This is a genomic window from Geodermatophilus sp. SYSU D00698 (assembly GCF_054050335.1).
Map to the genome: position 1 here is coordinate 51983 of NZ_JBJGZD010000018.1, position 24770 is coordinate 76752.

27 protein-coding genes are annotated in these 24770 nt (G+C 77.2%); 9 read left to right on the top strand and 18 right to left on the bottom strand.

The genetic code is table 11. The annotated features are described in order from the left end of the window. Positions 1 to 14 precede the first annotated feature (14 nt). Complete coding sequence (locus tag ACI8AB_RS16390) at positions 15 to 914, top strand: NADP-dependent oxidoreductase (protein ID WP_456950971.1); 900 nt, start codon at positions 15 to 17, stop codon at positions 912 to 914. Positions 915 to 938: 24 nt separating this feature from the next. On the opposite strand, the gene cutA is transcribed toward ACI8AB_RS16390, so the two are convergent. Beyond that, on the bottom strand, positions 939 to 1268 hold the full coding sequence (gene cutA, locus ACI8AB_RS16395) for a divalent-cation tolerance protein CutA (RefSeq protein WP_456950972.1): 330 nt from the start codon (positions 1266 to 1268) through the stop codon (positions 939 to 941). A gap of 43 nt (positions 1269 to 1311) precedes the next feature. On the opposite strand from cutA, the gene ACI8AB_RS16400 reads away from it, so the two are divergent. Further along, positions 1312 to 1548 carry a hypothetical protein gene (locus tag ACI8AB_RS16400; protein WP_456950973.1) on the top strand — a complete coding sequence of 79 codons (237 nt, stop codon included), beginning with the start codon at positions 1312 to 1314 and terminating at the stop codon, positions 1546 to 1548. A gap of 131 nt (positions 1549 to 1679) precedes the next feature. Here the strand turns inward: ACI8AB_RS16400 and ACI8AB_RS16405 are convergent, their stop codons facing one another. After that, complete coding sequence (locus ACI8AB_RS16405; RefSeq protein WP_456950974.1) at positions 1680 to 3839, bottom strand: protein kinase domain-containing protein; 2160 nt, start codon at positions 3837 to 3839, stop codon at positions 1680 to 1682. A 317-nt stretch (positions 3840 to 4156) separates the two neighbouring features. Here ACI8AB_RS16405 and ACI8AB_RS16410 point away from each other — a divergent pair, with 317 nt between their 5' ends. Next, positions 4157 to 4411 (top strand): hypothetical protein, encoded by a 255-nt coding sequence (locus tag ACI8AB_RS16410; protein WP_456950975.1) that lies wholly within the window; start codon positions 4157 to 4159, stop codon positions 4409 to 4411. A 6-nt stretch (positions 4412 to 4417) separates the two neighbouring features. Here ACI8AB_RS16410 and ACI8AB_RS16415 read toward each other — a convergent pair whose 3' ends face one another. Next, positions 4418 to 4897 (bottom strand): MarR family winged helix-turn-helix transcriptional regulator, encoded by a 480-nt coding sequence (locus ACI8AB_RS16415; RefSeq protein ID WP_456950976.1) that lies wholly within the window; start codon positions 4895 to 4897, stop codon positions 4418 to 4420. Between the two features lie 28 nt (positions 4898 to 4925). Here ACI8AB_RS16415 and ACI8AB_RS16420 point away from each other — a divergent pair, with 28 nt between their 5' ends. After that, entirely contained in the window at positions 4926 to 5345 is a 420-nt protein-coding gene (locus ACI8AB_RS16420) for a nuclear transport factor 2 family protein (RefSeq protein ID WP_456950977.1), read from the top strand. A 5-nt stretch (positions 5346 to 5350) separates the two neighbouring features. Here ACI8AB_RS16420 and ACI8AB_RS16425 read toward each other — a convergent pair whose 3' ends face one another. The 10 genes from ACI8AB_RS16425 to ACI8AB_RS16470 all read right to left on the bottom strand — a co-directional run bounded on the left by ACI8AB_RS16425 (position 5351) and on the right by ACI8AB_RS16470 (position 11657). Next, a complete protein-coding gene (locus ACI8AB_RS16425) occupies positions 5351 to 5749 on the bottom strand; it encodes a hypothetical protein (protein ID WP_456950978.1) in 399 nt (132 codons plus the stop codon). Beyond that, on the bottom strand, positions 5746 to 5895 hold the full coding sequence (locus tag ACI8AB_RS16430; protein WP_456950979.1) for a hypothetical protein: 150 nt from the start codon (positions 5893 to 5895) through the stop codon (positions 5746 to 5748). Before ACI8AB_RS16430 ends, ACI8AB_RS16425 begins: the two co-directional genes overlap by 4 nt. Positions 5896 to 6080: 185 nt before the next feature. Beyond that, on the bottom strand, positions 6081 to 6263 hold the full coding sequence (locus ACI8AB_RS16435) for a hypothetical protein (RefSeq protein ID WP_387986130.1): 183 nt from the start codon (positions 6261 to 6263) through the stop codon (positions 6081 to 6083). Positions 6264 to 6612: 349 nt separating this feature from the next. Continuing rightward, a complete protein-coding gene (locus tag ACI8AB_RS16440) occupies positions 6613 to 7071 on the bottom strand; it encodes a hypothetical protein (RefSeq protein ID WP_456950980.1) in 459 nt (152 codons plus the stop codon). After that, a complete protein-coding gene (locus tag ACI8AB_RS16445) occupies positions 7068 to 7469 on the bottom strand; it encodes a TadE/TadG family type IV pilus assembly protein (RefSeq protein WP_387986134.1) in 402 nt (133 codons plus the stop codon). The genes ACI8AB_RS16440 and ACI8AB_RS16445 overlap by 4 nt, the downstream gene beginning before the upstream one ends. Continuing rightward, complete coding sequence (locus ACI8AB_RS16450; RefSeq protein WP_456950981.1) at positions 7459 to 7677, bottom strand: hypothetical protein; 219 nt, start codon at positions 7675 to 7677, stop codon at positions 7459 to 7461. Before ACI8AB_RS16450 ends, ACI8AB_RS16445 begins: the two co-directional genes overlap by 11 nt. A gap of 30 nt (positions 7678 to 7707) precedes the next feature. Continuing rightward, entirely contained in the window at positions 7708 to 8640 is a 933-nt protein-coding gene (locus ACI8AB_RS16455) for a type II secretion system F family protein (RefSeq protein WP_456951026.1), read from the bottom strand. A gap of 73 nt (positions 8641 to 8713) precedes the next feature. After that, a complete protein-coding gene (locus ACI8AB_RS16460; protein WP_456950982.1) occupies positions 8714 to 9577 on the bottom strand; it encodes a type II secretion system F family protein in 864 nt (287 codons plus the stop codon). After that, positions 9568 to 10812, bottom strand: a complete 1245-nt coding sequence (locus ACI8AB_RS16465; protein ID WP_456950983.1) for a CpaF family protein — start codon at positions 10810 to 10812, stop codon at positions 9568 to 9570. Before ACI8AB_RS16465 ends, ACI8AB_RS16460 begins: the two co-directional genes overlap by 10 nt. A 206-nt stretch (positions 10813 to 11018) precedes the next feature. Further along, positions 11019 to 11657, bottom strand: coding sequence for a hypothetical protein (locus tag ACI8AB_RS16470; RefSeq protein WP_456950984.1), 639 nt, complete (start codon positions 11655 to 11657; stop codon positions 11019 to 11021). Between the two features lie 428 nt (positions 11658 to 12085). On the opposite strand from ACI8AB_RS16470, the gene ACI8AB_RS16475 reads away from it, so the two are divergent. After that, positions 12086 to 12787 (top strand): DUF4230 domain-containing protein, encoded by a 702-nt coding sequence (locus tag ACI8AB_RS16475; protein ID WP_456950985.1) that lies wholly within the window; start codon positions 12086 to 12088, stop codon positions 12785 to 12787. A 12-nt stretch (positions 12788 to 12799) separates the two neighbouring features. Here ACI8AB_RS16475 and ACI8AB_RS16480 read toward each other — a convergent pair whose 3' ends face one another. From ACI8AB_RS16480 to ACI8AB_RS16495, 4 genes are all read right to left on the bottom strand, one after another. After that, positions 12800 to 15514 carry a putative bifunctional diguanylate cyclase/phosphodiesterase gene (locus ACI8AB_RS16480; RefSeq protein ID WP_456950986.1) on the bottom strand — a complete coding sequence of 905 codons (2715 nt, stop codon included), beginning with the start codon at positions 15512 to 15514 and terminating at the stop codon, positions 12800 to 12802. 76 nt (positions 15515 to 15590) lie between these two features. Beyond that, entirely contained in the window at positions 15591 to 17141 is a 1551-nt protein-coding gene (locus tag ACI8AB_RS16485) for an acetolactate synthase large subunit (RefSeq protein ID WP_456950987.1), read from the bottom strand. Further along, entirely contained in the window at positions 17138 to 17458 is a 321-nt protein-coding gene (locus tag ACI8AB_RS16490; protein WP_456950988.1) for an EthD family reductase, read from the bottom strand. Before ACI8AB_RS16490 ends, ACI8AB_RS16485 begins: the two co-directional genes overlap by 4 nt. 80 nt (positions 17459 to 17538) lie before the next feature. Further along, positions 17539 to 18474: an NADP-dependent oxidoreductase gene (locus tag ACI8AB_RS16495; RefSeq protein ID WP_456950989.1), complete on the bottom strand. Its 936-nt coding sequence runs from the start codon at positions 18472 to 18474 to the stop codon at positions 17539 to 17541. An 87-nt stretch (positions 18475 to 18561) separates the two neighbouring features. Between ACI8AB_RS16495 and ACI8AB_RS16500 the strand changes: the two genes are divergently transcribed. Both ACI8AB_RS16500 and ACI8AB_RS16505 read left to right on the top strand, forming a co-directional pair. Next, complete coding sequence (locus ACI8AB_RS16500) at positions 18562 to 19848, top strand: glycosyltransferase (protein WP_456950990.1); 1287 nt, start codon at positions 18562 to 18564, stop codon at positions 19846 to 19848. Then, positions 19845 to 21875 carry an ArnT family glycosyltransferase gene (locus ACI8AB_RS16505; protein WP_456950991.1) on the top strand — a complete coding sequence of 677 codons (2031 nt, stop codon included), beginning with the start codon at positions 19845 to 19847 and terminating at the stop codon, positions 21873 to 21875. The genes ACI8AB_RS16500 and ACI8AB_RS16505 overlap by 4 nt, the downstream gene beginning before the upstream one ends. A 45-nt stretch (positions 21876 to 21920) precedes the next feature. Here the strand turns inward: ACI8AB_RS16505 and ACI8AB_RS16510 are convergent, their stop codons facing one another. Then, positions 21921 to 22976, bottom strand: a complete 1056-nt coding sequence (locus ACI8AB_RS16510) for a LacI family DNA-binding transcriptional regulator (RefSeq protein ID WP_456950992.1) — start codon at positions 22974 to 22976, stop codon at positions 21921 to 21923. A gap of 15 nt (positions 22977 to 22991) precedes the next feature. On the opposite strand from ACI8AB_RS16510, the gene ACI8AB_RS16515 reads away from it, so the two are divergent. Together ACI8AB_RS16515 and ACI8AB_RS16520 are read left to right on the top strand one after the other, a co-directional pair. After that, positions 22992 to 24194 carry an MFS transporter gene (locus ACI8AB_RS16515; protein ID WP_456950993.1) on the top strand — a complete coding sequence of 401 codons (1203 nt, stop codon included), beginning with the start codon at positions 22992 to 22994 and terminating at the stop codon, positions 24192 to 24194. Positions 24195 to 24241: 47 nt separating this feature from the next. Then, positions 24242 to 24754 (top strand): hypothetical protein, encoded by a 513-nt coding sequence (locus tag ACI8AB_RS16520; protein WP_456950994.1) that lies wholly within the window; start codon positions 24242 to 24244, stop codon positions 24752 to 24754. Positions 24755 to 24770: the final 16 nt, after the last annotated feature.

Here is a 24770-nt window from a genome sequence, read left to right on the forward strand (position 1 = left end):
GGGAGGAGCGCGGCATGCGCGCCGTCGTGTACGAGGAGTACGGGGAGCCCGAGGTCCTGCACGTCGCCGAGGTGGAGGAGCCGCACGCCGGGCCGGGGCAGGTCCGGGTCGCCGTCCGCGCGGCCAGCGTGAACCCGTTCGACTGGAAGCAGGTCACCGGCCTGGTGGCCCGCGGCGACCGGCCGGCCGGGCCGACCGTGCCCGGCGCGGACGCCGCCGGGGTGGTGGACGAGGTCGGCGAGGGCGTGACCGGGGTGCAGGTCGGCGACGCGGTGTTCGGCCTGGGCCGGCGGACCGCCGCCGAGCACGCCGTCCTCACCGCGTGGGCGCCGCGGCCGCCGGAGGTGTCGTTCGAGGTCGCCGCCGGGTTGGGCGTGGCCGGGGAGACCGCCGTCCGGGTGCTCGACCTGCTCGGGCTGGACGCCGGCCGCACGGTCGTCGTCGACGGCGCGAGCGGCGGGGTCGGTGCGACGACCGTGCAGGTCGCCGTCAGCCGCGGGCTCGGCGTGATCGGGACGTCGTCGCCGGCCAACGCCGACTTCGTCCGCTCGCTCGGCGCGCTGCCGACCGCCTACGGCGAGGGCCTGGCCGGCCGCGTGCGCGAGCTCGCCCCCGACGGCGTGGACGGCGCGGTCGACACCGCCGGGCGGGGGTCGGTGCGCGACCTGGTCGCGCTCACCGGCGACCCGGGGAAGGTGGTCACCATCGCCGACTTCGGCGCCGGCGGGCTCGGCGTACACGTGACGACGTCCAGCGCCGGCGCCGCGCCCCGGCTGGCCGAGGTCGCCGGGCTGGCGCGGCAGGGCCGGCTGCGGCTGCCGGTCGCCGGCAGCTACCCGTTCGAGCGGGCGGCCGAGGCGTACCGGCGCAGCCGCGAGGGCCACGTCCGCGGCAAGCTCGTGCTCGTGCCCTGACCGGGGCCCCGACCGGGCCCCCGCCTAGGGCTCGCGCGTCTCGGCCACCACCCAGCGCAGGTAGTCGGGGCCGCCGCCGACCAGCGGCAGCGCGATGACGCACGGGACGTCGTAGGGGTGCAGCTCGGCGGTGCGGGCGACGATCGCCGGCACCAGCGCGGCGCGGGTGTGCAGCGCGACGCGGGCCTCCGGGTCGTCGTGCACCTCCCCCGCCCACCGGTACACCGACCGGATCGCGGCGAGCCGGTGCCCGCAGGCGGCCAGCCGCTCCTCCACCAGGGTCCGCGTGTAGCCGGCCAGCCAGTCGGCGTCCGGTCCGGTGACCACCACCTCGACGACGTCCACGGCGGCCATCCTCCGGGTGCGTGCGCCGCCCCGCGCCGGGTAGGGGCCGCCCATGAGCGACGACCTGACACTCGAGATCGACGGTGAGACGTACGTGGTGCGGCAGGGCGCCGAGGGGCTGCAGGTGGGCCGCCGCAACGGCGGCGACGTGAGCTGGCTCGACGACGTCGACCCGGCCCTGCTGCCCGAGGACGCCCGCGCGGCGCTCGCCGAGGGCGACACCTCCAACCAGGCGCTGCGCACCGCGCTCGGCGGCATCGTCCAGGCCGAGGTGGAGCGCGGCGGCTGACCTCCGCCCGGGACGGCCGCCCGGTCCCCCCGGCGGCCGTCCCGGTCAGCGGTACGCGTACGGCCTGAGGGCCGGCGCGACGGGCGCGCGTCCCCGGGGACGTGGGTGCCGCCCGGTGTCCGAGGCGCCGCTCACCCCCAGGGCGCCGCGTAGTACCAGGCGGCGTCCAGGTCGGCGACCGTGTGGCCGGCCCACTCGATGTGGATCTCCATCAGCCGGCGCTCGGGCTCGACGGGGCCCCACGCCTCCCAGGCCGGGTCGACGCCGGGGGGGCTCTGCCGGTACCACCCGCCCTCCGCCGTGGTGGTGAGCGCCGGGTCGGCGAGCCCGTCGAGCTCGGCGATCCGCGCGTCCAGCGCCGCCTGGTCGGGGTACTGGACGAACGTGGCGTAGATGCCCGAGGGGAGCGTGCAGACGATCACCGCGACCGCTTGCACCGTGCTGCGCGGCTCCGAGAGGTCGCACGTGGCGTCCCCCCAGCCCCCGGGACCGGGCGCGGGTGGCACCAGGGCGTTGAACGCGGCCGCCAGGTCCGCGGCCGCCAGCCACGGGCTGACCTCGAGGGGGACGGTGGCGCTGGACGACGGGGCGTCGCCGGAGTCGTCGACGGCCACGACCGTGTAGTCGTGCCGCCCCGGCGGCGGGTCCTCGTCCAGGAAGGTCGTGCCCGCGGCCTGCGCGTCGAGCACCTCGTCGTCGCGGCGGACCTCGTAGTGACCGGCGTTGTCGACCGGCGTCCACGACAGCTCCACGCCCGAGATCAGCACCTCGGCGGACAGGTCGCCGACGGGGTGCAGCGCGCTGACCACCGGTGCCGCCGTCGTCAGGTCGGAGCGTTCGCCGTCGTCGGCGACGGCGGCCACCGAGTACTCGGCGCGGACGCCGCTGCCCACGTCGGTGTCGAGGTACGACGTCCCGTCGGACCGGCCGAGCGGGACGCCGTCGCGGTGCACCTCGTAGCCGGCGGCACCCTCGACCTGCTGCCAGCGGAGCTCGACGCCGCCGGCCCGGACGTCGGCCGTCACGGAGGCCGGGCGGTCCAGCGCCCACGGGCGCCAGAGCACGACGCCGACCGCCGCCGCGGCGAGCAGCAGCACGACGGCGGCCGCCACCGGCCACAGCCATCGGCGGCGCGGCCGGGAGCGGGACCCGCCGGCGGGCGGCGGGAGGGGAGGCGGGCCCTGCGGGCCGGTCGGTGGGGGGCCCTGGGGACCGGTCGGCGGGGGGCCCTGCGGGCCGGTCGGCGGGCCGGCGCCGTACGGCCCGCTCGGGGGGCCGGTGTCGTACGGCCCGGCCGGCGCGCTCCGCGGGCCCGGGACCCCGGCGACGGTGGGCGCCGTCCACGCCGGGACCCCGGCCTGCCCCGGGCGCGGCGGGACCGGCCCCAGCCCGGGCGGTGGCGGTCCCGGGTACGCCGCGACCGGTGCGCGGCCCGGGGACACGGTCGTGGGCGCCGGGGCGAACACGTCCCGGACGGCGGCGGCGAGGGCGGCGCAGGACGCGGGGCGGTCGTCCGGGTCGGGCGCCAGGGCCCGCCGCAGCACGTCCCGCAGCGCCGGCCGGCCGGGCGGGAGGGCGTCCCACGCCTCCGGCCGCGGCCCGGCGAGGACCGCGCCCATGACGGCCAGCGAGGACTGCTGGTCGAACAGCCGCCGCCCGGTGAGGAGCTCGTAGGCGACACAACCGAGGGCGTAGACGTCGACCGCGCCGGTGATCGGGCGGTCGAGCAACTGCTCGGGCGCGGCGTACGGGAGGCTGGCCAGCAGGGCGCCGGTGTCGGTCAGCGGGCGGGAGGAACTGCTGTCGCGGGCGATGCCGAAGTCGGTGAGGATCGCCCGCTCCCCGCCGGTGCCGCCCTGGGCCAGCAGGATGTTGGCGGGCTTGACGTCCCGGTGCACCAGCCCCATCTCGTGGGCGTGGTCCAGGCCGCTGCCCACGGCCTCGAGGACCCGGACCACGCGTTGCGGCGCCAGCGGGCCCTCCTGCCGCAGCACCGCGTCGAGGTCGGGGCCGTCGACGAACTGCATGGTCAGCCACAGCCGGCCCTCGTCGCAGCCGCGGTCGTGGACCCGCACGAGCGCCGGGTGGTCGAGCCGGCAGGCCAGCTCGGCCTCGCGCTCGAAGCGCGCGGCGAAGGACGGGTCGGCGGAGAGGTGGGCGTGGATGACCTTCATGGCGTCCTGCCGCGGCAGCCGTGGGTGCTGCACGAGCAGGACCGACCCCATGCCGCCCGACCCGAGCGGCCGGATGACGCGGTACCCCGCGAAGACGTCCCCTGGCGCGAGTTCCATCCCCGCCCCCCGTCGCCCGGCCCCGGTGCCCGCCGTCCGCCTCGGAGGCGACCCGAGGAGGCGGACCGTAGGCCCGCCCGCCGCCGCGGCCGGGACCCGTTCCCGCCGGCTCCGCGCGGCCGGGGCGGGCCCGTGCGTGGCGTGACCCTCGCGGCCGCCTCGGGGGCGCTCCGTCACCGGCGCGGAGCGACGACGCCCTCGCCGGGAGCCCCGGCCCGGCAGGGCCCTTCGACCCTCCGCGGCGTCGCGCGGCGGTCCTAGCGTCGGCCCCGGACGCCGATCACGCGGCGCCCGAGGCGCCACCCCGGGGAGTCGCCATGACCACCTCCACCGAACGGCCGCCCACCGCGGTCGAGCAGCCCGCCGTCGCCGGACCGCCGGCCGCGGCCGAGCAGTCCCAGCGGCCCGCCGACGACGCGGCCACCCCGCTCACCCCGGAGAAGCGCGGCATCGAGGAACGCGGCTGGCTGCTGTTCGCGATCGTGGTCACCTTCATCCTGCTCGCCTTCGCCGGGATGATCGTGCTCACCGCGCTGGGTGGCGGCACGACCTACGTGCCCTGGAACGGCTGACCGCCCTCACCCCGACAGCGCGCCGTCGGGCGGCCGCACCGCCCGCCGGCGCACCTGCTCGCCCAGGCCGAGGACCTCGAGCGCGTCGAGCAGCACGTCCCGGCACGCCTCGAACCGCTCGTCGCCGACCGCGGCGCGCACCCGCGCGTCGACGTCGGCGCGGGCGTCCCGGGCCACCTGCACCACCCGCCGCCCGGCCGCCGTGAGCGCCACCGGGCGCCGCCGCCGGTCGTCGGCGTCGCCGGCCGGCCCGACGTAGCCGAGGTCGGCCAGCTCCCCGAGCGCCTTCGACACCGCCTGCTGGCTGACGCCGAGCTCGACGGCGATCGCCGTCGCGGTGGCCGGCCCGGCCAGCAGGCGCTGCACGAGGTAGCCGTGCCCGCGGCGCAGCCCGGTGCCGTCGAGCGCCTGCAGGACGGCGTCGTCGACGGCCGTGCCGAGCAGCGAGAGGACGGAGGCGAGGTCGAGCTCCGGAGGCCTGGACACACAACCATGGTTGTGCAACTTTGCATCCATGACAACCACGACACCGGACACGGACGTCGCCACGGTCGTCCGCCGCTACTACGCCACCGTCGCCGACCTCGCCGCGAGCGAGGACGACCTGCGCCCGCTGCTCGACGCGCGGCTGCGGGTGGTGGAGCACCCCAACGCCGTGACGCCGCGCGGCGCCACCCGCGACCTCCCGGGGACGCTCGCCGGGTTCCGCGCCGGGAAGGCACTGCTGGGCGAGCAGTCGTTCGAGGTCCACGAGGTGCTCACCTCCGGCGACCGCGCCGCCGTCCGGGCCACCTGGCGCGGCACCGTCGGCGTCGACGCCGGCCTCTACCGCGCCGGCCAGGAGCTCCTCGCGCACGTCGCTGCGCTGCTCACCGTCCGGGACGGCCGCGTCGTCGACCACGAGACCTTCGACTGCTACGAGCCCCTGCCCTAGGCCGGTCAGTCCATCTGCCAGCCGATCAGCGCCTGGGACGTCGGTCCGAGGAACCACGCCAGGACCAGGACGCACGCCACGGCGACGGCGGCGTACGCGAGCGCCGCGCGCGGAGCCGGGCGGAGCGTCCGCCCGACGCTGAAGCCACACGCCACGAGCACGAACACCAGCGTCAGCGGCGCGAGGGCGATGGACAGCACCGCGGCCAGGCGGAGCCACCCGCCGAGGTGCGGGATCGTCGCCGGCCACAGGTCCTCCGGGTCGTGGGATCCGGAGGCCACCTCGGCGAGCGGCAGGTGGTGCAGGCCGTTGGCGACGTACGGGACGACGACGCCGAGGACGTAGAGGAGGACGGCGCCGAGGGCGACGGCGCCCAGGCGGACGGCGCCGCGCGTCGTGGTCACCGCTCCTCGCCCTCCGCCCTCGTGCGGCGTGACGGGTCGATCCTGAGCTCGCCGTCGAGGATCCGCAGTCGTCCCTCCGTCGACGGCTCCCGGTCTCGGTCGGCCTCTCGGTACACCGTGTGCTTCCCGGTCAGCTCGTCCAGCACGCGGCGCTCCTCGCGGGCGCCGGCCGTGTCCTGACGGTCCCGATCCGTGGACCGGACGATCGCCACGGGCCCCCCTCGGCCGGACGGCAGTCCCTGCGCACGAGTGGACACCCGACGGCGAGCCGGAGGTCTCGGTCCGCGGGGCCCGCGCCGCCCTCGTCGGGCGAGGCGCCCCTCGCGGCGGGTCACTGCTGGGCCGCGAACCGCTCCTCCAGCAGACGGTTCACGCAGGCCTCCGCCTCGTCGACGGCGCGGGCGTTCTCCCCGCTGGGGCACCGGTCCCACGAGGTGCGGGCGACGCCGAGCGCGATGTAGGCGACCGAGATGTCGTAGTCGAGTTGGTCGATGCTGGTGATGGACGGGCTCATCACGACCTCCGCGATCCGTGCCTGTGAGCTGCACGTTAGGCCGCGGGTGTGACGGTTCCGTTGCCCAGAGGACGCCGGCGGATGCCGATCCGTCCCGTCCGGCACCCCTTCCTCACCGGCGTCGCCACCGACCCACCGGAGGACGACGGACGGCGGTCCCGTGACCGACCACCCTCACGCACGAGCGGGCCGACCCACCGCACCCCGACCGCGGGGAGCGTGCCGGCGGGTCACGAGGAGGTGCGGGACCGCACAGCACGCCGGCCACGCCGACGTCCTGCGGGAGTCGATCGACGGCCGGAAGGCGATCGGCTGACCTGCCCGCCGTCGGGACGACCGGGGCCGGTCCTCAGCGGTCGACGTAGCGGTCGGTCTCGACGACGAACCGGCCGGTGGCGGTGTTGGCGTCGACGAACTCCGGCAGCAGCGGGATCCGCACGGTCACCGTGGCGCAGACGGAGAACTCCTCCCCCGGCGCGAGGGTGGGCGCGTACGCCGCCGTCCCGCACTCGGCGCCCGCGGGGGCGAAGGACAGCCGCACGTCGGTGGCGTCGACCGACTGGTCCTCCACCGCCAGCCGCGCCGCCCGCTCCGCCCGCGCCAGCCCGGTGCCGACATCGGGAGCGGTGGCCAGCGCGCGGCCGGCCTCCCGCGCGGCGGCGGTCGCGGCGAACACCCCGCGCTGCACGGCGGAGAACCCGGCGACGACGTAGACCAGCGGCACGAACACCACCAGCGCGACGAAGACGAACTCCACGACCGCCGACCCGCGCTCCCCCGACCCCAGCCGGGCGCGCAGCCACCTCACGCGGCCTCCTCCACCGCGCGGCCGGTGACGTCCAGCGGCAGCAGGTCGCCGAGACCGGCCAGCAGCGTCGGCACCGCGCCGCTGCAGCGCACGCTCACCAGCGCCAGCCCGGTGTCGTCGACCTCCTCGGCCGCGGTGCACACCAGCCCCTCGGCGGTGCCGGCCGTCGTCGCCCGCGCCACCGCCTCCAGCGCCCGGCCGGTCGCCGCGTCGGCGGGCACGTCGGCGTTGGCCGCGTACCGGGCGCCCTCCTGCGCGCTCGCCGTCACCACGTTGCGGACGTGCACGTAGACGGCCACCTGCAGCACCGCCAGCAGCAGCACGACGACGAGCACCGACACCAGCACGAAGTCGACGACGGCGCTGCCCCGCTCCCCGTCGACCGGTTCAGCCGCCATTCGTGACGGAGGCCAGCGCGTTCTGCACCGCCGACACGATCGCCTCGCGGAACGGCACGAGGATCGCCAGCACGAGGGCCGCCGTCATCACGGTGATCATCACCCAGCCGGGGACGTCGCCCCGCTCGGGATCCTCGTCCCGCAACCGCGCGGCAGCCGCCCTGCTCAGGGCCGTGGTCAGGGTGAGCAGCCAGGCCAGCGCCCGCATCCGTCGTCCTCCTCCGTTGTGCACCGGCGCTCACCGCGCCAGCGAGACGATGCTGATCAGCCCCGGGAACAGGGCGAACAGGACGGTGACCGGAAGCACCAGGAAGACGACCGGCACCATCATGGCGATCTCCTTGCGGCCGCCGGCCTCGAGCAGCCGGCGCTTGCCGGCCTCGCGGACGTCGGCCGCCTGCGCGCGCAACACCTCGGCGAGCGGGGTGCCGCGCTCGATGGCCACCAGCAGGCCGTCGACGAAGCGGGCGAGCGCGTCCACCGAGGTCCGGTCGGCCACCTGCTGCAGCGCCGCCGTCAGCGGGACGCCGGCCCGCGCCCGCCCGAGCGCGCCGCCGAGCTCGCGGGCCAGCTCGCCGCCCGAGAGCCGGGTGACCCGGGCGATCGCCGCGGCGGGCCCCTCCCCCGCCGTCACGGCCAGCGCGAGCAGCTCGGCGACGACGGGGAACTCCGCGAGCAGCAGGTCCTCGCGGCGGCGCACCTGCTGGGTCAGCCACCAGTCGCGGCCGAGCACCCCGCCCAGCAGGCCGGCCAGGCACAGCAGCGCCACCGACAGCACGTTGACGCTGCCGGCCAGCAGCGCACCGAGTGCCGCGAGCAGCGCCGCACCGAGCAGGCCGAGCCCGCCCCAGACGACCTGCTCGACGCGCAGGTCCTCCACCGTCTGGTCGCTGCCGAGCGCGTCGAGCCGGCGCCGGACGGCGGAGCGCCCCCCGAGCACGCGGTCGACGAAGCGGGCGCCGTCGGTCACGACCGGGCCGAACACCCGGCGCGCGGCGGTGAGCAGGCCCGGCTCGGTCGCCGTCCCGAGCAGCCGCGACGGCGGCGGGGTGTCGTGCACGTAGGGCGCCAGCCGGTCGACCAGCCGCACCGAGCGGAACGGCGGCGCGAACGCGACGACGAGCAGCAGACCGGCCGCGGCCGCACCGCCCAGCAGCATCCCGAGCAGCATCACCGCGACACCCCGCCGCTCCGCGGCCCGTCCGCTCCGCTCCTCGCTCGCCGGCGCTCGCCGTGGTGCTCGCTCACTGGAGCACCCGCACGTCCTGCGGCAGCCGCCCGATCCGCACCATCAGCCGGTAGGCCACGAGACAGACCACGCCTCCGCCGAGGAGCAGCGCGGTGCCCAGCGGCGAGTCGTAGGCGGCCAGTGTCGTCGACTGGGTGGCCAGCAGCAGGAGCACCGCCCACGGCGCGGCGACGGCGAGCCGCGCGGCCTGCACGACCCAGCCCTGCCGCGTCTCCAGCTCGGCGCGGGCGCGGGCGTCCTCGCGGAGGAAGCCGGCCAGTGTGCGCAGGACCCGGCCGAGGTCGCTGCCGCCGACCTCCCGGGCCACCCGCAGCGTCTCGACGATCCGGTCCCCCACCGGGTCGGCGAGGTCGGCCTTGAGCCGGTCGAGGCTCTCGCCGAAGCGGCCGGTGGAGCGGTGGTCGGCGGCGAACCGGGCGAACGGCGGGCGCAGCACCTCCGGCCCGCGGGTGGCCAGCGCGGCCAGCGACTCCGGCAGCGACAGCCCCGCGCGGACGGCCGAGGCGAGGTTGTCGACCACCTCGGGCCACACCTCGCGCAGGTCGGCCCGGCGACGGGCGGCCAGCCGGCGCACCTGCACGGGCGGCAGGGCGGCGGCGAACACGCCGAAGGCGAGGCTGACCGTCACCGTGCCGGTGGTCAGCAGGACGACGACGAGGGCCAGCAGCCCGAGGCCGGCCTGCAGCGCGACCAGCTGCGCCGGGTTGATCCCGGTCAGGCCCGCCTCGGCCAGCAGCCGCGTCCGGCGGCCGGGCCGGCGCGGGACGGCGCGCCGCTGCGGCGCCCGCGGCCCGCTGCGCCAGACGAGCAGCAGGCCGACGCCGAGCAGCAGCCCGAGCAGCGCGCCGGTCAGCTCCACGCCGGCGTCCCGAGGAGCGTGGCCAGGTCGTACCCGGCGGCGGCGAAGCGCTCGGCGTGCGGCGGGAAGCCCTCGGCGCGGACCAGCCGCCCGTCCCGGGTGGTGAAGACGTCGGCCAGCTCGATGACGCCGTCCTCCGCGCGGCCGGGCACCGCCACGACCTCCCGCACCCGGCGCTGGCCGGAGGCCTCGGTGGCCACGTGCACCACCAGGTCGACGCTGGCCGCGACCGTCGGGACGACGAAGGCGTGCCCGATGTTGTCGCCGGCCAGCAGCGGCAGCGTGCACATCTTCACCACGGCCTCGCGGGCGCTGTTGGCGTGCAGCGTGCACATCCCGGGCAACCCGCTGTTCAGCGCGATGAGCAGGTCCAGGCACTCCTCCTGCCGCACCTCGCCGACGACGATCCGCGAGGGCCGCATCCGCAGCGCCTCCTTGACCAGCCGGCGCAGCGGGATCTCCCCGGCGCCCTCGAGGTTGGGCTGGCGGGTCTGCATCGCGACGACGTCGGGCAGCGGCACGCGGAGCTCGAAGACCTCCTCGCAGGTGATCACCCGTTCCCTCGCCGGGATCGCGGCGCACAGGCAGTTGAGCAGGGTGGTCTTGCCGGCCTGGGTGCCGCCGGAGACCAGGACGTTCAGGCCCGCGGCGACGGCGGCCTCGAGGAAGCGGGCGGCCTGCGTCGTCACCGTCCCGGTGGCGACCAGCTCGTCGAGGCCGTGCGCGCGCAGCACGAACTTGCGGATGTTGACCGCCATGTGCCGCCGGGTGATGTCCGGGATGACCACGTGCAGCCGCGAGCCGTCGGGCAGCACCGCGTCGACGAAGGGCTGGCTCATGTCGATGCGCCGCCCGGAGCTGCGCAGCATCCGCTCGACCAGGTCGGCCAGCTCGCCGGCGCCGAGGATGGTCGTCGTCAGCTCGCTGCGGCCGCGGCGGGCGACGAACACCCGGCCCGGCTCGTTGACCCAGATCTCCTCGACCTCGGGGTCGTCCAGGTGCCGCTGCAGGGGACCGAAGCCGGCCACCCGGTCGAGCACGTCGCGGACCACCGACTCGGGGTCGCCGATCGGCGGCAGCGCCGAGGTCAGCGACCGCTCGGAGTAGTCCGCGACGACGTCGCGCACCAGCACGCGGACCGGCGCCGGATCGGTGAACGGGTCGAGCCCACGGCGCCGGATGAGCTCGCGCACCTCGCCGTCGACGACGTCCAGGGCACTCGTCGCGGTCGGCACCGCACCCCCGTCACATCCCGTTGCAGAACGGCAGCGACCGTAGGTCGGCCCCGGCCCGGGACGGGAGCCCGGTCAGCCGATCTGTGGACAACCCGTGACCCGGCCGCGGACACCGGCCACCCGCCCGGGTGAGGCGATCCCCCACCCGGGCGGGTGAGCCGGCGGGACCCCGGCCGCCGGCGCGCCGGTCGGTCCGGTGGTGCGGCCTACCCGTGGTGTGCGTGGGCGGGGGCGTGGGCGTGCCCGCGGTCGCCGTCGAACCACGTGCACAGGTCGTGGACGCGTGCGTCGACGTCGGCCTCTTCGGAGATGAACTCGCCGGTCCCCGGGTCGAGGACGACGGAGAACGTGACGACGCCCTCGCGGTAGTACGTCAGGTCCGGCAGGCCGGCCGCCTCGAAGGCGGCGGCGTCGACCGGCCCGTACTCCGGGATGGGGAAGAGGATCGAGGGGCCGTACACGTGATCGGTGATGTGCGTCCCGTCGGCGGAGATCACCTCGATCCCGGGGCCGGAGACGTCGAGCTCGTCGATCACCTCGCCCGTGTCCTGGCGTGTGAGGTCGACGGTCCACGCGCCCCGCGTCTCGAAGAGCAGGTCTCCGTTCGGGAGCGTGGTCTCGCGGCCCTCCACGTCGGCGAGGTCGCCGGTGGCCATGGTGACCGTCGTTCCGCAGGCCGAGATGTCGACCGGGTCGTAGTAGCCGGGGCGCAGCTCCTCGATCGGCACCCAGCCGGCGCCGTCGTCCGGCGCCGGTCCACCGGAGTGGGCCCCTGCCGGCGACGCGACGAGCGCCATCGTCCCGCTGGCGACCACGACGAGGCCGAGACGTGCTGAACGGTTCATGAGGGCTCCTCGCTGAGCGGTGTCAACCTCACGGTTGATCTTGTGACCGTCGCAGGGCCCTGTAGAGCCTCCCCCTGACCCCGCGAGGACTGTGACCCGTGTCACAGCAGGTGTCCAGCGTCGTCGCAGCGAACACCCAGGGAAGCGTCGCCGTCGACCCGCCGGTCGTCACAACCGGCAGGTGGCCGTTCACGGTGACGACGGTCCAGGTGGACCGCGGCCGCAGCACCCGCTCGACCGGGTCGGCCGGCTCGCCGGCGCCGAGGACCGTCGCCGTCGGCTCGCGGGCGGCCGCGCGGCGAGCGGGTGCGCCGACGCAGCGTCCCGGCGCCCCGGGTGCGGCGCGAGCGCACCCGCTCGGCGGGAACAGAACCGGCGCACGGGGTGCTGTACGGCACATCCCCCACGACCGCGAGGAGATCGCGCGCATGCCGGTCCTGCTCCAGTCCCGTGTCCCCGCTCCCTCCGCCGCGCCGGTGCGCCGACGTCGCCGCGGATGGCTCAGGGCGGGCATCGCCGCCGCCGTCGTCGTCCCGGTCGGGGTGGTCGTGGCCGACAGGGTGGGTGACTGGACGGCGCCGTTCGAGCAGGAGACCGTCGACCGCAGCACGAGGCCGCTGCTGCTGGCCATGGCCGACCTCGACGAGTACCACGCCGCCACCGGCACCTTCCAGGTCGTCGTCGACCAGGAGACCGACACCGCCTGGGTGCCGTCGGCGATCAGCGGCGAGCGGGTGCAGTTCCTCGCCACCGGCGACGTCGACGCCTACGTGGACTTCGGCGCCCTCGGGGAGGAGAACGTCGACCTCTCCCCCGACGGCACGGCGGCCACCATCACCCTCCCCGCCCCGCAGTTGGGCGAGGCGCGGATCGACCCGGACGAGAGCCGGGTGCTCGACCGCGACCGCGGCCTCGTGGAGCGGCTGGGCGACGCGTTCGCCGACGACCCGACCGACGAGAGCGAGCTGTTCGCGCTCGCCGAGCGCCGGCTGGAGTCCGCCGCCGCGGACAGCGATCTGCTCGACCGCGCCGAGGACGGCACCCGCGACATGCTCACCACGCTGGCCCGGTCCCTCGGCGTCGACGACGTCACGGTCACCTTCGAGCCCGCGCCCGGGGCGGCCGGCTGACCTCCCCCGGCGTCAGACCGGGGACGTGAGCGCCCGCGGCGCGCGGGGCAGCGGCACGATCGCGGGCACCCCGCCGCGGGCCGTGGCCCGCTCGAGGAGCAGCGCCTCGGCGTCGCAGCGCTCCAGCGGCCTCGCGAACAGGTAGCCCTGCGCGGTGTCGCAGCGGCCCTCGGCCAGCAGCCGCGCCTGGTGCTCGTGCTCGACGCCCTCGGCGAGGACCTCCAGGCCCAGCGTGCGGCCCAGGTCGATGGTGCCGCGCACGATCGCCGGCAGCGGCTCGCCCTCGGCGATCGCGCCGACGAACGAGCGGTCGACCTTGAGCACGTCCACGGTGAACTGCCGCAGGTGGGCCAGCGACGAGTAGCCGGTGCCGAAGTCGTCCAGCGCCAGCCGCACACCCAGCGCCCGCAGCGCGCCGAGGCACGCGGCCGCCCGCTCCGGGTCGCCCACCAGCGCCGTCTCGGTCACCTCGAGCACCAGCGCACCGGCCGGCAGCCCGCTCCCGGCCAGCGCCGCGGCGACGCAGCCGACCAGGTCCGGCGAGGTCAGCTGCAAGGCCGACACGTTGACCGCCATCGTGGTGTCGCCGAGGCGCCGCCAGGCCGCCGCGGTCGCGCACGCCTCGCGCAGCACCCAGCCGGTGATCTCGTCGATGAGTCCCGCCGCCTCGGCCACCGGCACGAACCGGTCGGGGCCCACCGGGCCCAGCCGCGGGCTGTCCCAGCGCAGCAGGGCCTCGAAGCCGGTCACCCGGCGGTCGGCCAGGGCGACCACCGGCTGGTAGACCAGCCGGAACTCGCCGCGCGCCACCGCGCCGTGCAGCTCCTGCTCCAGCTCGCGGGCGGCCTGGGCCGCCGCGCGCATGCCGGGCTCGAACCGCCGCACGCGGTTGCGCCCGTCGAGCTCGGCCGCGTACAGCGCGAGGTCGGCGTCGCGGATCAGCGCGTCACCGGCCACGGCCCCGCGGCCGACGGCCACGCCGATGCTGGCCGACACGGTCACCGTGCCGCCGGGCAGCGCCACCGGCCGGCAGAGCACCTCGAGCACGCGGGAGGCGGTCACCAGGGCCTCGTCGTCGCCGACGCCGGCCTGCTCGACCAGCACGGCGAACTCGTCGCCGCCCAGGCGGGCCACGGTGTCGTCGGCGCGGACGGCGCCGCGCAGCCGCGCCGCCACCTCGCGCAGCAGCGCGTCGCCGGCGGCGTGGCCGAGGGAGTCGTTGACGGCCTTGAAGCCGTCGAGGTCGAGGGAGAGCACCGCGGCCGAGCCGCCGCCGCGCACGGTGCGGCGCAGCGCCTGCCCCACGCGGTCGCTGAACAGCGCGCGGTTGGCCAGGCCGGTCAGCCCGTCGTGCAGCGTCGAGTGGGCCAGCGCCTCCTCGGCGCGGCGGCGTCCGGTCACGTCGGTCACGTGGACGACGACGCCGCCGACGTCGGGGTCGTCCCCGAGGTCGACCAGCCGGATGCCGATCCAGCGGTCCCCGCCGCGGTGGCGCGCGGGCAGCTCGGCGTCGACGACACCGCCGCCGGCCAGCGCCCTCGCGAACAGCTCGCCGGTCAGCTCGGGGTCCACCCCGGCCAGGCGGACCGCGTCCGCGGCGGAGGTGACACCGCCGGCCACGGTCCCGAGCAGCGCGGCCAGCGGCGCCGGATCGTTGAGCAGCCGCCCGTCGCGGGAGACGACGAGGACCGCGTCGGAGGAGTGCGCGGTGAGCTTGGCGGCGAACCGCTCCCGCGAGCGCACCAGCGCCCGGGCCGCGGCCTCCCCGCGGAGCATCAGCGAGCAGCGCACGAACAACAGCGCGGTGAGCACCACCATGCTGACCAACACCGCGGCCGACCCCTCCGCGCCACCGCTCACGTGGAGGACCAGGTCCGTGGTGGGCGGCACGAGGAGCGCGCCCAGGCAGACGGCCAGGCGCGCCGGCGCGGACCGCTGCGGCACGGCCGGGGAACCCTCCGGCGTCCCGCCCTGCGGCCACGTGGCGAGGGCGAGCAGCAGGCTGCCCAGCAGCCAGCCGGAGTCCAGCAGCGAGCCGAAGCTGTCGGCGTCGGCGTCGAGCAGGTAGGCCACGTCGGAGAACAGCCAGAACGCGCACGCGGCGGCCACGACCGGCGAGGTCCACTCCCCCTGCCCACGGGTGGCCAGCAGGCGCACGACGAGGGCGATCAGCGCGGCGTCGAAGGCCGGGTAGAGCGCGAGGACGATCCGGGTGGGCAGGCCGAGTGCCTCGTCGTGCACGGTCGCGGCGATCGACACCTGCCAGACCACCAGCAGCGCGGCCACGAAGACGACGAGCGCGTCGATCCAGCCGGACAGCCGCTGGTCCTCGCCGTGCCCGGGGACGCGCGCCAGCAGCGAGAGCCCGACGCCCAGCACCACGTAGCTCGCGAGGTAGACGCCATCGGCCGGGCCGACGTCCGCGCCCGACCCGGTCAGGGCGACCTGCAGCTGCCACAGCACGTCGCCGACCGCGGACAGGGAGACGCCGACGGCGATCCAGACGACGGCGGCACGGCGGCTCCCGCGCCGCACGCCCTCCCAGGCGGCGACGACGGCCAGGCCGGTGACCGAGAAGTAGACGGCGGTGCCGGCGACGGTGCCCGACAGGGCGGCCTGTGCCCACAACAGCACCGCGACCAGCCCGACGGCTCCGGCGACGGCGGCCCGGCGGAGGACCGCCCGGGGCACGCCGACGGCGCCGGTGCGCACGCTGGTCGAGTTCACGCGCCCTGCATCGACCCGGAACGGAACTGTCTGGAACGGATCCGGAGGGCGTTCCCCCGCAGGGGTGAGCCCGCGCCTACTCCCCGGTCCGCAGCACCGCCTGCACCAGGTGCGGACCCGGCTCGCGCAGCGCCGTGCCCAGCTGCTCGGCCAGCTCCTCCGCTGTCTCGGCCCGGGTGGCCGGCACGCCCGTCCCGGTGGCCAGCGCGACGAAGTCCAGCGCGGGGCCGCCCAGGTCGAGCAGCTGCCCGGCCCGCTCCCCGCCGCCGGCGGCCCCCACCCGCGCCAGCTCCCCCTGGAGGATCGCGTAGGACGCGTTGTCGTACAGGACGACGGTGACGTCGAGCTGCTCGCGGGCCATCGTCCACAGCGCCTGCAGCGTGTACATCGCGCTGCCGTCGGCCTGGAGGACGACGACCGGCCGGTCGGGGCAGGCCACCGCCGCGCCGACCGCCATCGGCAGGCCGTCGCCGATCGCGCCGCCGGTCAGGGCCAGCCAGTCGTGCTTCGGTGCGCCGGCGGTCTGCTCGACGACGCCGATCCCGGAGGTGATCGCCTCGTCGACCACGATCGCCCGCTCGGGCAGCAGCGCGCCGACCACCGCCGAGATCCCGCGCGGCGTCAGGCGCCCGGTCGGCAGCTCCGGGCGGGAGGCCTCGCGCAGCTCCGGCTCGGCGCCGGCGGCCACCTTCGCGGCCAGCTCCTCGAGCGCCGCGACGCCGTCCTCACCGGGCGCGGACAGCACGTGCACGGTGCAGTCCTCGGGCACCGGCGTGCCCGGCGTGCCGGGGTAGGCGAAGAAGTGCACCGGCGAGGTCGCCCCGGCCAGCACCAGGTGCCGGGTGCCGGCCAGCGCCTTGATCGCCACCTCCGGCGGGTAGGGCAGCTTGCCGACGGCGGGCAGCCCTGCGCCGCGCACCATCCGCGCCGGGAACGTCTCGGCCATCAGCCGGACGCCGGTGCCGGCGGCCACCCGCGCCGCGGCCACGAGCCCCGCCTCCGAGGCGACGACGTCGTCGCCGAGCAGCAGCACGGTGGCCTCCCCGGCCTGCACCACCGCGGCGGTGTCGTCCACCACCGCCGGCGGCACCTGCGGCCGCGGCCGCACCGGCCGGGGCTCGGCGACGGCCGCGCCCTCGGACCAGGACACGTCGGCCGGCAGCACCAGCGTGGTGACCTGTCCCCGCGCGGCGGCCGCGACGGCGTCCGCGGCGTCGGCGGCGACGTCCTCGGGGGCCAGCGACCGGCGCACCCAGCCGGACACCGTGCCGGCGAGGGCGTCGATGTCGGACTCCAGCGGCGCGTCCAGTCGCTTGTGCGAGCGGCCGTGGTCGCCGACGACGTTGACCAGCGGCGTCCGGCCGCGGCGGGCGTTGTGCAGGTTGGCCAGCCCGTTGCCCAGGCCCGGGCCGAGGTGCAGCAGCGTGGCGGCGGGCCGGCCGGTCATCCGCGCCCAGCCGTCCGCCGCGCCGGTGGCCACCCCCTCGAACAGGGTGAGGACGCCGCGCATCTCGGGGACGTCGTCGAGGGCGGCGACGAAGTGCATCTCGGACGTGCCGGGGTTGGCGAAGCAGACGTCGACCCCGGCGTCGACGAGCGTGCGGATCAGTGCCTGGGCGCCGTTCACCGGGAGACGTGCACCTCGTTCACCTCGTAGTGGGCCATGGTCACGCCGCCGCTGGCGAAGTTGCGGAGGTCGGCGGCGCCGGCCCTGCCCGCCTCGGAGGCGAACGCGGCCCCCATCGCCTGCTCGGAGTCGAAGTCGAGGTGGGCGACCAGGTACGGCGCGGGCTGGCGCGGGTCGAGCGCCTGCGGGCTGCCGGTGGTGAACCGGACCAGGCCGGGCATCCGCACGGTCAGCGGGACGTGCGTGTCGCGGTAGTGGGCGTCGAACGCCGCCGGGTCCTCCGGCTGCCCGTAGCTGACCACCAGCCTGTGCACCATCTGCGGCTCCTCCGCGCTCCTCCCCGGGCACCGTTGCCGGGGGCTCCCCCACCCTGGCACACGGGCCCGGGCGCGCGACCTCAGAAGGTGATCACCAGCCGGCCGCGGACGCCGCCGGCGGCCAGCACCCGGTGCGCCTCGGGCGCCTCCTCCGGCGCGAAGGTGCGGGCCACCCGCAGCGTCGCCGCACCCGACTCCACCTGCTCGCGCAGCCGGTCGAGCGCGGCGCCGTTCTCGGCGTAGCGGCGCACCATCGTGGGCAGCACCTCGACCCGGCCGGTCCCGTCGCCGCGGTAGCCGCGCACGGTGGCCACCTTCCCGCCGTCGCGGACCGCGGGCAGCACCAGCGCGTCCTGCACCGCGCCGTCGGCCAGCCCGTCGGTGCCGTCGGGGAACTCCGCGCGGATCCGCTCGGCGACGTCGTCGCCCCGCCGCACGACGACGTCGGCGCCGAGGTCGCGCACCAGCTGCTCGTCGGCCTCGGAGGCGTCGGCGACGACGGTGTGCCCGTCGGCCTTCGCGAGCTGGACGACGTAGCCGCCGAAGGCACCGGCCGCGCCGGTCACCGCGACCACGGAGCCGGGCGGCAGGGCCATCTGGTCCAGCGCCAGCCGGGCGGTGAGCGCGTTCATCGGCAGGGTGCAGGCGGCGACGGCGTCGGCGCCCGCGGGCACCGGGGCCACCGATCCGGCGGGCAGCACGAGGTCCTCGCGGTAGCCGCCGTGCGCGCCGGTGGGGACGACGACCGCCATGACCGCGTCGCCGGCGGCCACCCGGTCGACGCCCTCGCCCACCTCGACGACCTCGCCGGCGGCGTCCATGCCGGGCACCCACGGCGGGGTCTTCACCGGGTCGCGGCCGGCGTAGGCGCCCTCGCGCAGGTGGGTGTCGGTCGGGCTCACCGCCGCGGCCCGCACCCGCAGCCGCACCTGCCCCGGCCCGAGCGGCTCGTCGGGCACGTCGACGACGGTGAGGGCCTCGGGCCCGCCGAACTCGGTCACTCCCACGGCTCGCACGCGACCGAATGTAGTGACCTGCCACTCACAGTCGGTCTCCAGCGCCCGCACCGGAGCACCCCAGGAGCGGGCCGGACCGTCCTCCCCATGCCACCGCTCCTGCTCGGCGCGCACGACCGCGCCGGTGCCGCCGGCCGCGGGCACCCCGTCCTCGACGTGGTCGTCCCGGTGCACGACGAGGAGACCGACCTCGAGCCGTGCCTGCGCCGTCTGCACGCCCACCTGACCGAGTCCCTGCCCTACCCGTTCCGCATCACGGTCGCGGAGAACGCCAGCACCGACCGCACCCTGGAGGTCGCGCACCGGGTCGCCGCCGAGCTGCCCGGGGTGACGGTGCTGCAGATCCCCGAGCCCGGCCGCGGCGGGGCGCTGCGCACCGCCTGGCTGGGGTCGGACGCGCCGGTCCTCGTCTACACGGACGTCGACCTCTCCACCGACCTCAACGCCCTGCTGCCCCTGGTCGCCCCGCTGATCAGCGGCCACTCCGACCTCGCCGTCGGCACCCGGCTCTCCCGCTCCTCGCGGGTGGTGCGCGGCCTCAAGCGCGAGGTCGTCTCCCGCGGCTACAACCTGCTGCTGCGCCGCACGCTGGCCACCTCGCTGTCCGACGCCCAGTGCGGCTTCAAGGCCGTCCGGGCCGACGTCGCCGCGCAGCTGCTCCCGCTGGTCGAGGACACCGGTTGGTTCTTCGACACCGAGCTGCTGGTGCTCGCCGAGCGCGCCGGGCTGCGCATCCACGAGGTGCCCGTCGACTGGGTCGACGACCCCGACAGCCGCGTCGACGTCGTGAGGACGGCGCGCGCCGACGTCGCCGGCATCGTGCGGATGCTGCGCGCGCTGGCCACCGGGCGGCTGCCGCTGGCGCAGCTGCGCGCCACCATCGGCCGGCAGCCGCTGCCCGACCCGCTGCCCGGTGTCTCGTCGTCGCTGGCCGGCCAGCTCGTGCGCTTCGCCGTCGTCGGCGTGCTGTCGACGCTGGCGTACCTGCTGCTGTTCGTCCTGCTGCGCGGCGTCGTGGCCGCCCAGCCGGCGAACCTGCTCGCCCTGCTGGTGACCGCGGTGGCCAACACCGCGGCCAACCGGCGGGTCACCTTCGGCATCCGCGGCGGTCCGGGCGCCGGCCGCCACCAGCTGCAGGGCCTGGTCGTGTTCGGCCTCGCCCTGGCGCTGACCAGCGGGTCGCTGGGCCTGCTGCACCTCGCCGACCCCACCCCGGCCCGCGGCCTCGAGCTCACCGTGCTGGTCGGCGCCAACGCCGTCGCCACGCTGCTGCGCTTCGTGCTGCTGCGCGGCTGGGTCTTCCGCACCTCCCCCACCCCTGCCCGGCCGGCTCCCGAGGCCGTGACCGCCCCCGAGACGGAGACCGCCCGATGACCGCCACCGCGACGCCCCCGGCGGCGCCCGCCGCGCCCGGGGCCGCACTCCCCGCCCCGGCCCGGTCCGGGCGGGCCGCGCGCCTGCTGCGGGGCCGCCCCGCCGACCCGCGCTGGGTCCGCCCCGCGCTGCTCGGGCTGCTCGCCGTCACCGGCGTGCTGTACCTGTGGGACCTCTCGGCGTCGGGCTGGGCCAACGCCTTCTACGCCGCGGCCGCGCAGGCGGGCTCGCAGAGCTGGGAGGCGTTCTTCTACGGCTCCTCCGACGCCGCCAACTCGATCACCGTGGACAAGCCGCCGGCCTCGCTGTGGGTGATGGCGCTGTCGGTGCGGCTGTTCGGGCTGGACCCGTGGTCGCTGCTGGTGCCGCAGGCGCTCATGGGCGTGGCCACCGTCGGGCTGCTGTACCTGGCGGTGCGCCGGGTGAGCGGCCCGGGTGCCGGGCTGGTCGCCGGCGCGGCGCTCGCGCTCACCCCCGTCGCGGCGCTGATGTTCCGCTTCGACAACCCCGACGCGCTGCTCGTGCTGCTGATGACCGCGGCCGCGTACGTGCTCACCCGGTCGCTGGAGCGGGCCTCCACCCGCGGCCTGGTCGGTGTCGGCGTGCTCGTCGGGTTCGCGTTCCTCACCAAGACGCTGCAGGCGGTGCTGGTGGTCCCCGGCTTCGCGCTCGTGTGGCTGGTGGCCGCGCCCACGACGCTGCGCCGCCGGGTCCTGCAGCTGCTCGGCGCCGGCGCCGCGATGGTCGTGGCGGGCGGCTGGTGGGTCGCCGTCGTGGAGCTGGTGCCGGAGTCCTGGCGGCCCTACGTCGGCGGCTCCCAGACGAACTCCGTCTGGGAGCTGATCTGGGGCTACAACGGCCTGGGCCGGCTCACCGGCGAGGAGACCGGCAGCGTCGGCGGCGGCGCCGGCGGCGGCTGGGGTGAGACCGGCCTGACCAGGCTGTTCGACTCCGGGATCGGCGGTCAGATCGCCTGGCTGCTGCCCGCGGCACTGGCGCTGCTGGTCGCCGGGCTGGTCGCCGTCGGCCGGGCACCGCGCACCGACCCGCGCCGCGCCGCGCTGCTGACCTGGGGCACCTGGCTGGGCGTCACCGGGCTGACCTTCAGCCTGATGGCCGGCATCTTCCACGCGTACTACACGGTGGCGCTGGCCCCGGCGGTCGCCGCGCTGGTCGCGATCGGCGGCGCGCTGCTGTGGCAGCGGCGCGGCCGGGCGTGGGCGCGGCTGGTGCTCGCGGGGACGCTCGCCGGCACCGTGCTGTGGGCGTGGGTGCTGCTGGGCCGCTCGGCGGAGTTCCTCCCCTGGCTGCGGTGGGTCGTGCTGGTCGCCGGCCTGGCCGCCGCGGTCGCCCTGCTCGCCGTCGGCCGGCTCGGCCGCGCCGTGGCCGCCGCCGTCCTCGCCGTCGGCCTGCTGGCCGGCGTCGCGGGGCCCGCCGCGTACGCGGTGCAGACCGCGGGCACCGCGCACACCGGGTCGATCCCGAGCGCCGGCCCGACGGTCACCGGCGCCGGCTTCGGCGGCCCGGGCGGGGACGGCGGCCGGGGCGGGTTCCCCGGCGGCCGGCCGCCGGCGGGCGGACCCGCGGCCGGCACGCTGCCCGCTCCCGGCGGCGCCACCACCCCCGGCAACGTCACCCGCGGTGCGGGCGGTGGAACGGGCGGCCTGCTGGGCACGGCCGACGTCGGCGAGGAGATGGTCGCCGCGCTGACCGAGGACGCCGCCGGCTACACCTGGGCGGCGGCCACGGTCGGCTCCAACAGCGCCGCCGGCTACCAGCTGGCCACCGGGCTGCCCGTCATGGCGATCGGCGGGTTCAACGGCAGCGACCCCTCGCCCACCCTCGAGCAGTTCCAGCAGTACGTCGCCGACGGCGAGGTCCACTGGTTCATCGGCGGCGGGACGGGGATGGCCGGCGACGGCGGCAGCTCGGCGTCGGCGGAGATCGCGGCCTGGGTGGCGGAGAACTACACCGCCCGGACCGTCGACGGCGTGACCGTCCACGACCTGAGCCGGCCGGCGGGCTGACCGTGCCCGAGGGCCCCGGGACTCCCCTGGGGCCCTCGGGCGCGCTCAGCGGGTGCTCGCCCGCTCCACCACGCGCCACCCGTCCGGCGGGGGGGCCTCCGGGGCGCGCCCGAGCGCGACGAGGGCGCAGGTGGCCCCCTGCCGGCGCAGCGACTGGGCGACGGTGGTCAGCCCGGCCGGCTCCGCGGCGTCGCTGTCGTCCCAGCCGGTGACCGCCACGTCGCCGGGCACCGCCAGGCCCGCGGCCGCCACCGCCCGCAGCGCCCCGAGCGCGAGTTCGTCGCTCATCGCGGCGATTGCGTCCGGCCGGTCCGGGCCGGCGAGCAGCTCGGCGGCGAACGCCTCCCCCTCCTCGGCGTCGTTGACCGGGCACACCGCCAGCCGCAGCTCCGCCGCGGGGTGCCCGGCCCCGGTCCAGGCGCCGAGCAGGCCCTCCCACCGGTTCCGCGTCACCGGGAACCGGACCGCCCCCACCTCCGGGGCGGGCAGCAGCCGGCGGGCGCGGTCGCGGTCGAGCGGGAAGCCGAGGACCGCCGGGCGCCGGGCTCCGGCGAACGCCACCCGCCCGATCGCCGCGGCGGCGGCCCGGTCGTCGATGCCGACCACCGGCAGGCCCCGGTGGTGCGGCCCGGCGTGGACGACGGCGGGCAGGCCGGTGTCGGCCACCGCGTCGAGCACCGGGTCGTCGTCGCTGGTCGTCCAGACGACGAAGCCGTCGACGACCGCCCGCGCGACCCGCTCGGGATCGCTGGGCGCCCCGGTCGTCGGGACCAGCGTGAGGCCGACCCCCTCGGCCGCGCAGACGTCCGCGACCCCGGCGAGGAAGCGCGCGGCCTGCGGGTCGTCGAAGGCGTAGCCCAGCCGCTCGCCCAGCACCACGCCGAGGCTGCCGACCCGCCCCCGCCGCAGTGACCGGGCGGCCGGGTGCGGCCCGGGGTAGCCGAGGTCCCGGGCCGCCGCCCGCACCCGCGCCGCCGCCTCGGCCGAGACCCGGCCGGGCCGCGAGTAGACGTAGGACACCGTCATCGGCGAGACGCCGGCGGCGCGGGCCACCTCGCGCATCGTCGGCCGGCGCGACCGGTGGTCCGGGGGACTGGCCACCCGTACAGTCTAGGTGTGTATCGATACACAGACGCCGGGGAGCAGGCCGGCACCCCCCTCGGGGCGGGGAGGGACGACGGCTTCGTCCGCGACGCGCCGACCGTCCTGGCGTACGCGGTGCTCGGGTGCTTCACCGGCTGGCTCTACGCCTTCGGCCCGGCGCTGTCCCTGCTGCGCGAGGAGCTGCACTTCTCGTACACGCTGCTGGGCGTCTACTCCGTGCTGTGGTCGGGCGGTGCGGCCCTGGCCGGCGCGGGCTTCGCGGTCGTGGCCCGCCGGCTGTCGCGGTCGGCGCTGCTGTGGTCCTCGGCCCTGGGCACCGCCGCCGGCGCCGCGCTGTTCACCCTCGGCCGCGGCCTGGCGCCGACCCTGCTCGGGGCCGCGGTCATGGGCACGGCCGGCACGGTGCTGCTGACGGCGACGCAGGCCGTCCTCTCCGACCGGCACGGCGCCCGGCGCGACCGGGCGCTCACCGAGGCCAACGTCGGCGCCGGGGCGTGCGCGGTCCTCGCCCCCCTCGTGCTCGGTGCGCTCGCCGCCGGGCCGGCCGGCTGGCGGGCGGCGTTCGCCCTCCCCGCGCTCGTCCTCGCCGGGCTGTGGCTGTGGTCCCGGCACCGCCCGCTGCCCGCACCGGCCGACCGCCGGGTCGCCGGGCGGCCCGGGCCGCTGCCGCCGGCCGCCTGGCTGTTCGCCGCCCTGACCGCCGTCGCCACGGCCGTGGAGTTCTGCCTGGTCTACTTCGGCACCGAGGTGCTCGTCGGCACGGGACTGTCGACCACCACCGCCGCGACGGCGCTCGGCAGCAACTACCTGGGCCTGCTCGTCGGCCGCCTCGGCGGCGCGGCGCTCACCCGGCGCCCCGGCCGCACCGTCCCGCTGCTGCACGCCTCCCTGGCGGTGACCGCGGCCGGCTTCGTGCCGTTCTGGCTGACCGGCGACCCGGTCGTCGCCGTCCTCGGCCTGTTCGTCTGCGGGGTCGGCATCGCCAACCTCTACCCCCTCGCGCTGGCGCTCACCCTGGGCACCGCCCGGGGGCACGAGGACCGGGCCAACGCCCGCACCCAGCTGCTGGGCGGCCTGGTCACCGCCGCCGCCCCCTTCCTGCTCGGCGCCCTGGCCGACGCGCACGGGCTCACCGCCGCCTTCCTGCTGGAGCCCGCGCTGCTCATCGCAGCCCTCCTGCTCCTGCTCGTCGGGACCCGCGCGACACCACGCTGACACCACGGGGGTTGCACGTGACACCACTGTGGTGTCATCGTGACGTCATGGACCTGACCCCGTTCGTCGAGCAGCTCCGCCGGGAGCTCGTGCTCGCCGCCGCTCCCGGGGGCGAGGAGGCGCGGGAGCTGGCCGAGCGCCTCACCGCGCCGCTGGAGGCCTCGGTCCGACTGGCCCTGCTGTCCGCCCTGTCGGCCGCGGCCGAGGAGCTCACCGGCCAGCTCGCGCCCGGCGCCGTCGACGTGCGGCTGCGCGGCAGCGAGCTCGGTCTCGTCGTCACCCCGCCGCCGGCCCCCGCCGAGCCGCACGACGCCCCCTCGCCGGAGGCCGCGCTCCCCGACGGCGACGACGGCAGCACCATCCGCATCACCCTGCGGCTGCCCGAGCAGCTCAAGGTCCGCGTCGAGGAGGCGGCCGCCCGCCTCGGCTCGTCGGTCAACACGTGGCTGGTCCGGGTCGTCAGCGACGCGGTGGCGCGCGCCGACCGTCCCCGGCCCGCCGACGACGGCCGCCGGTCCCGGTGGACCGGCGGCTCCTCCTACACGGGCTGGGCGCGCTAGCCCGTCCTGTCCGGTA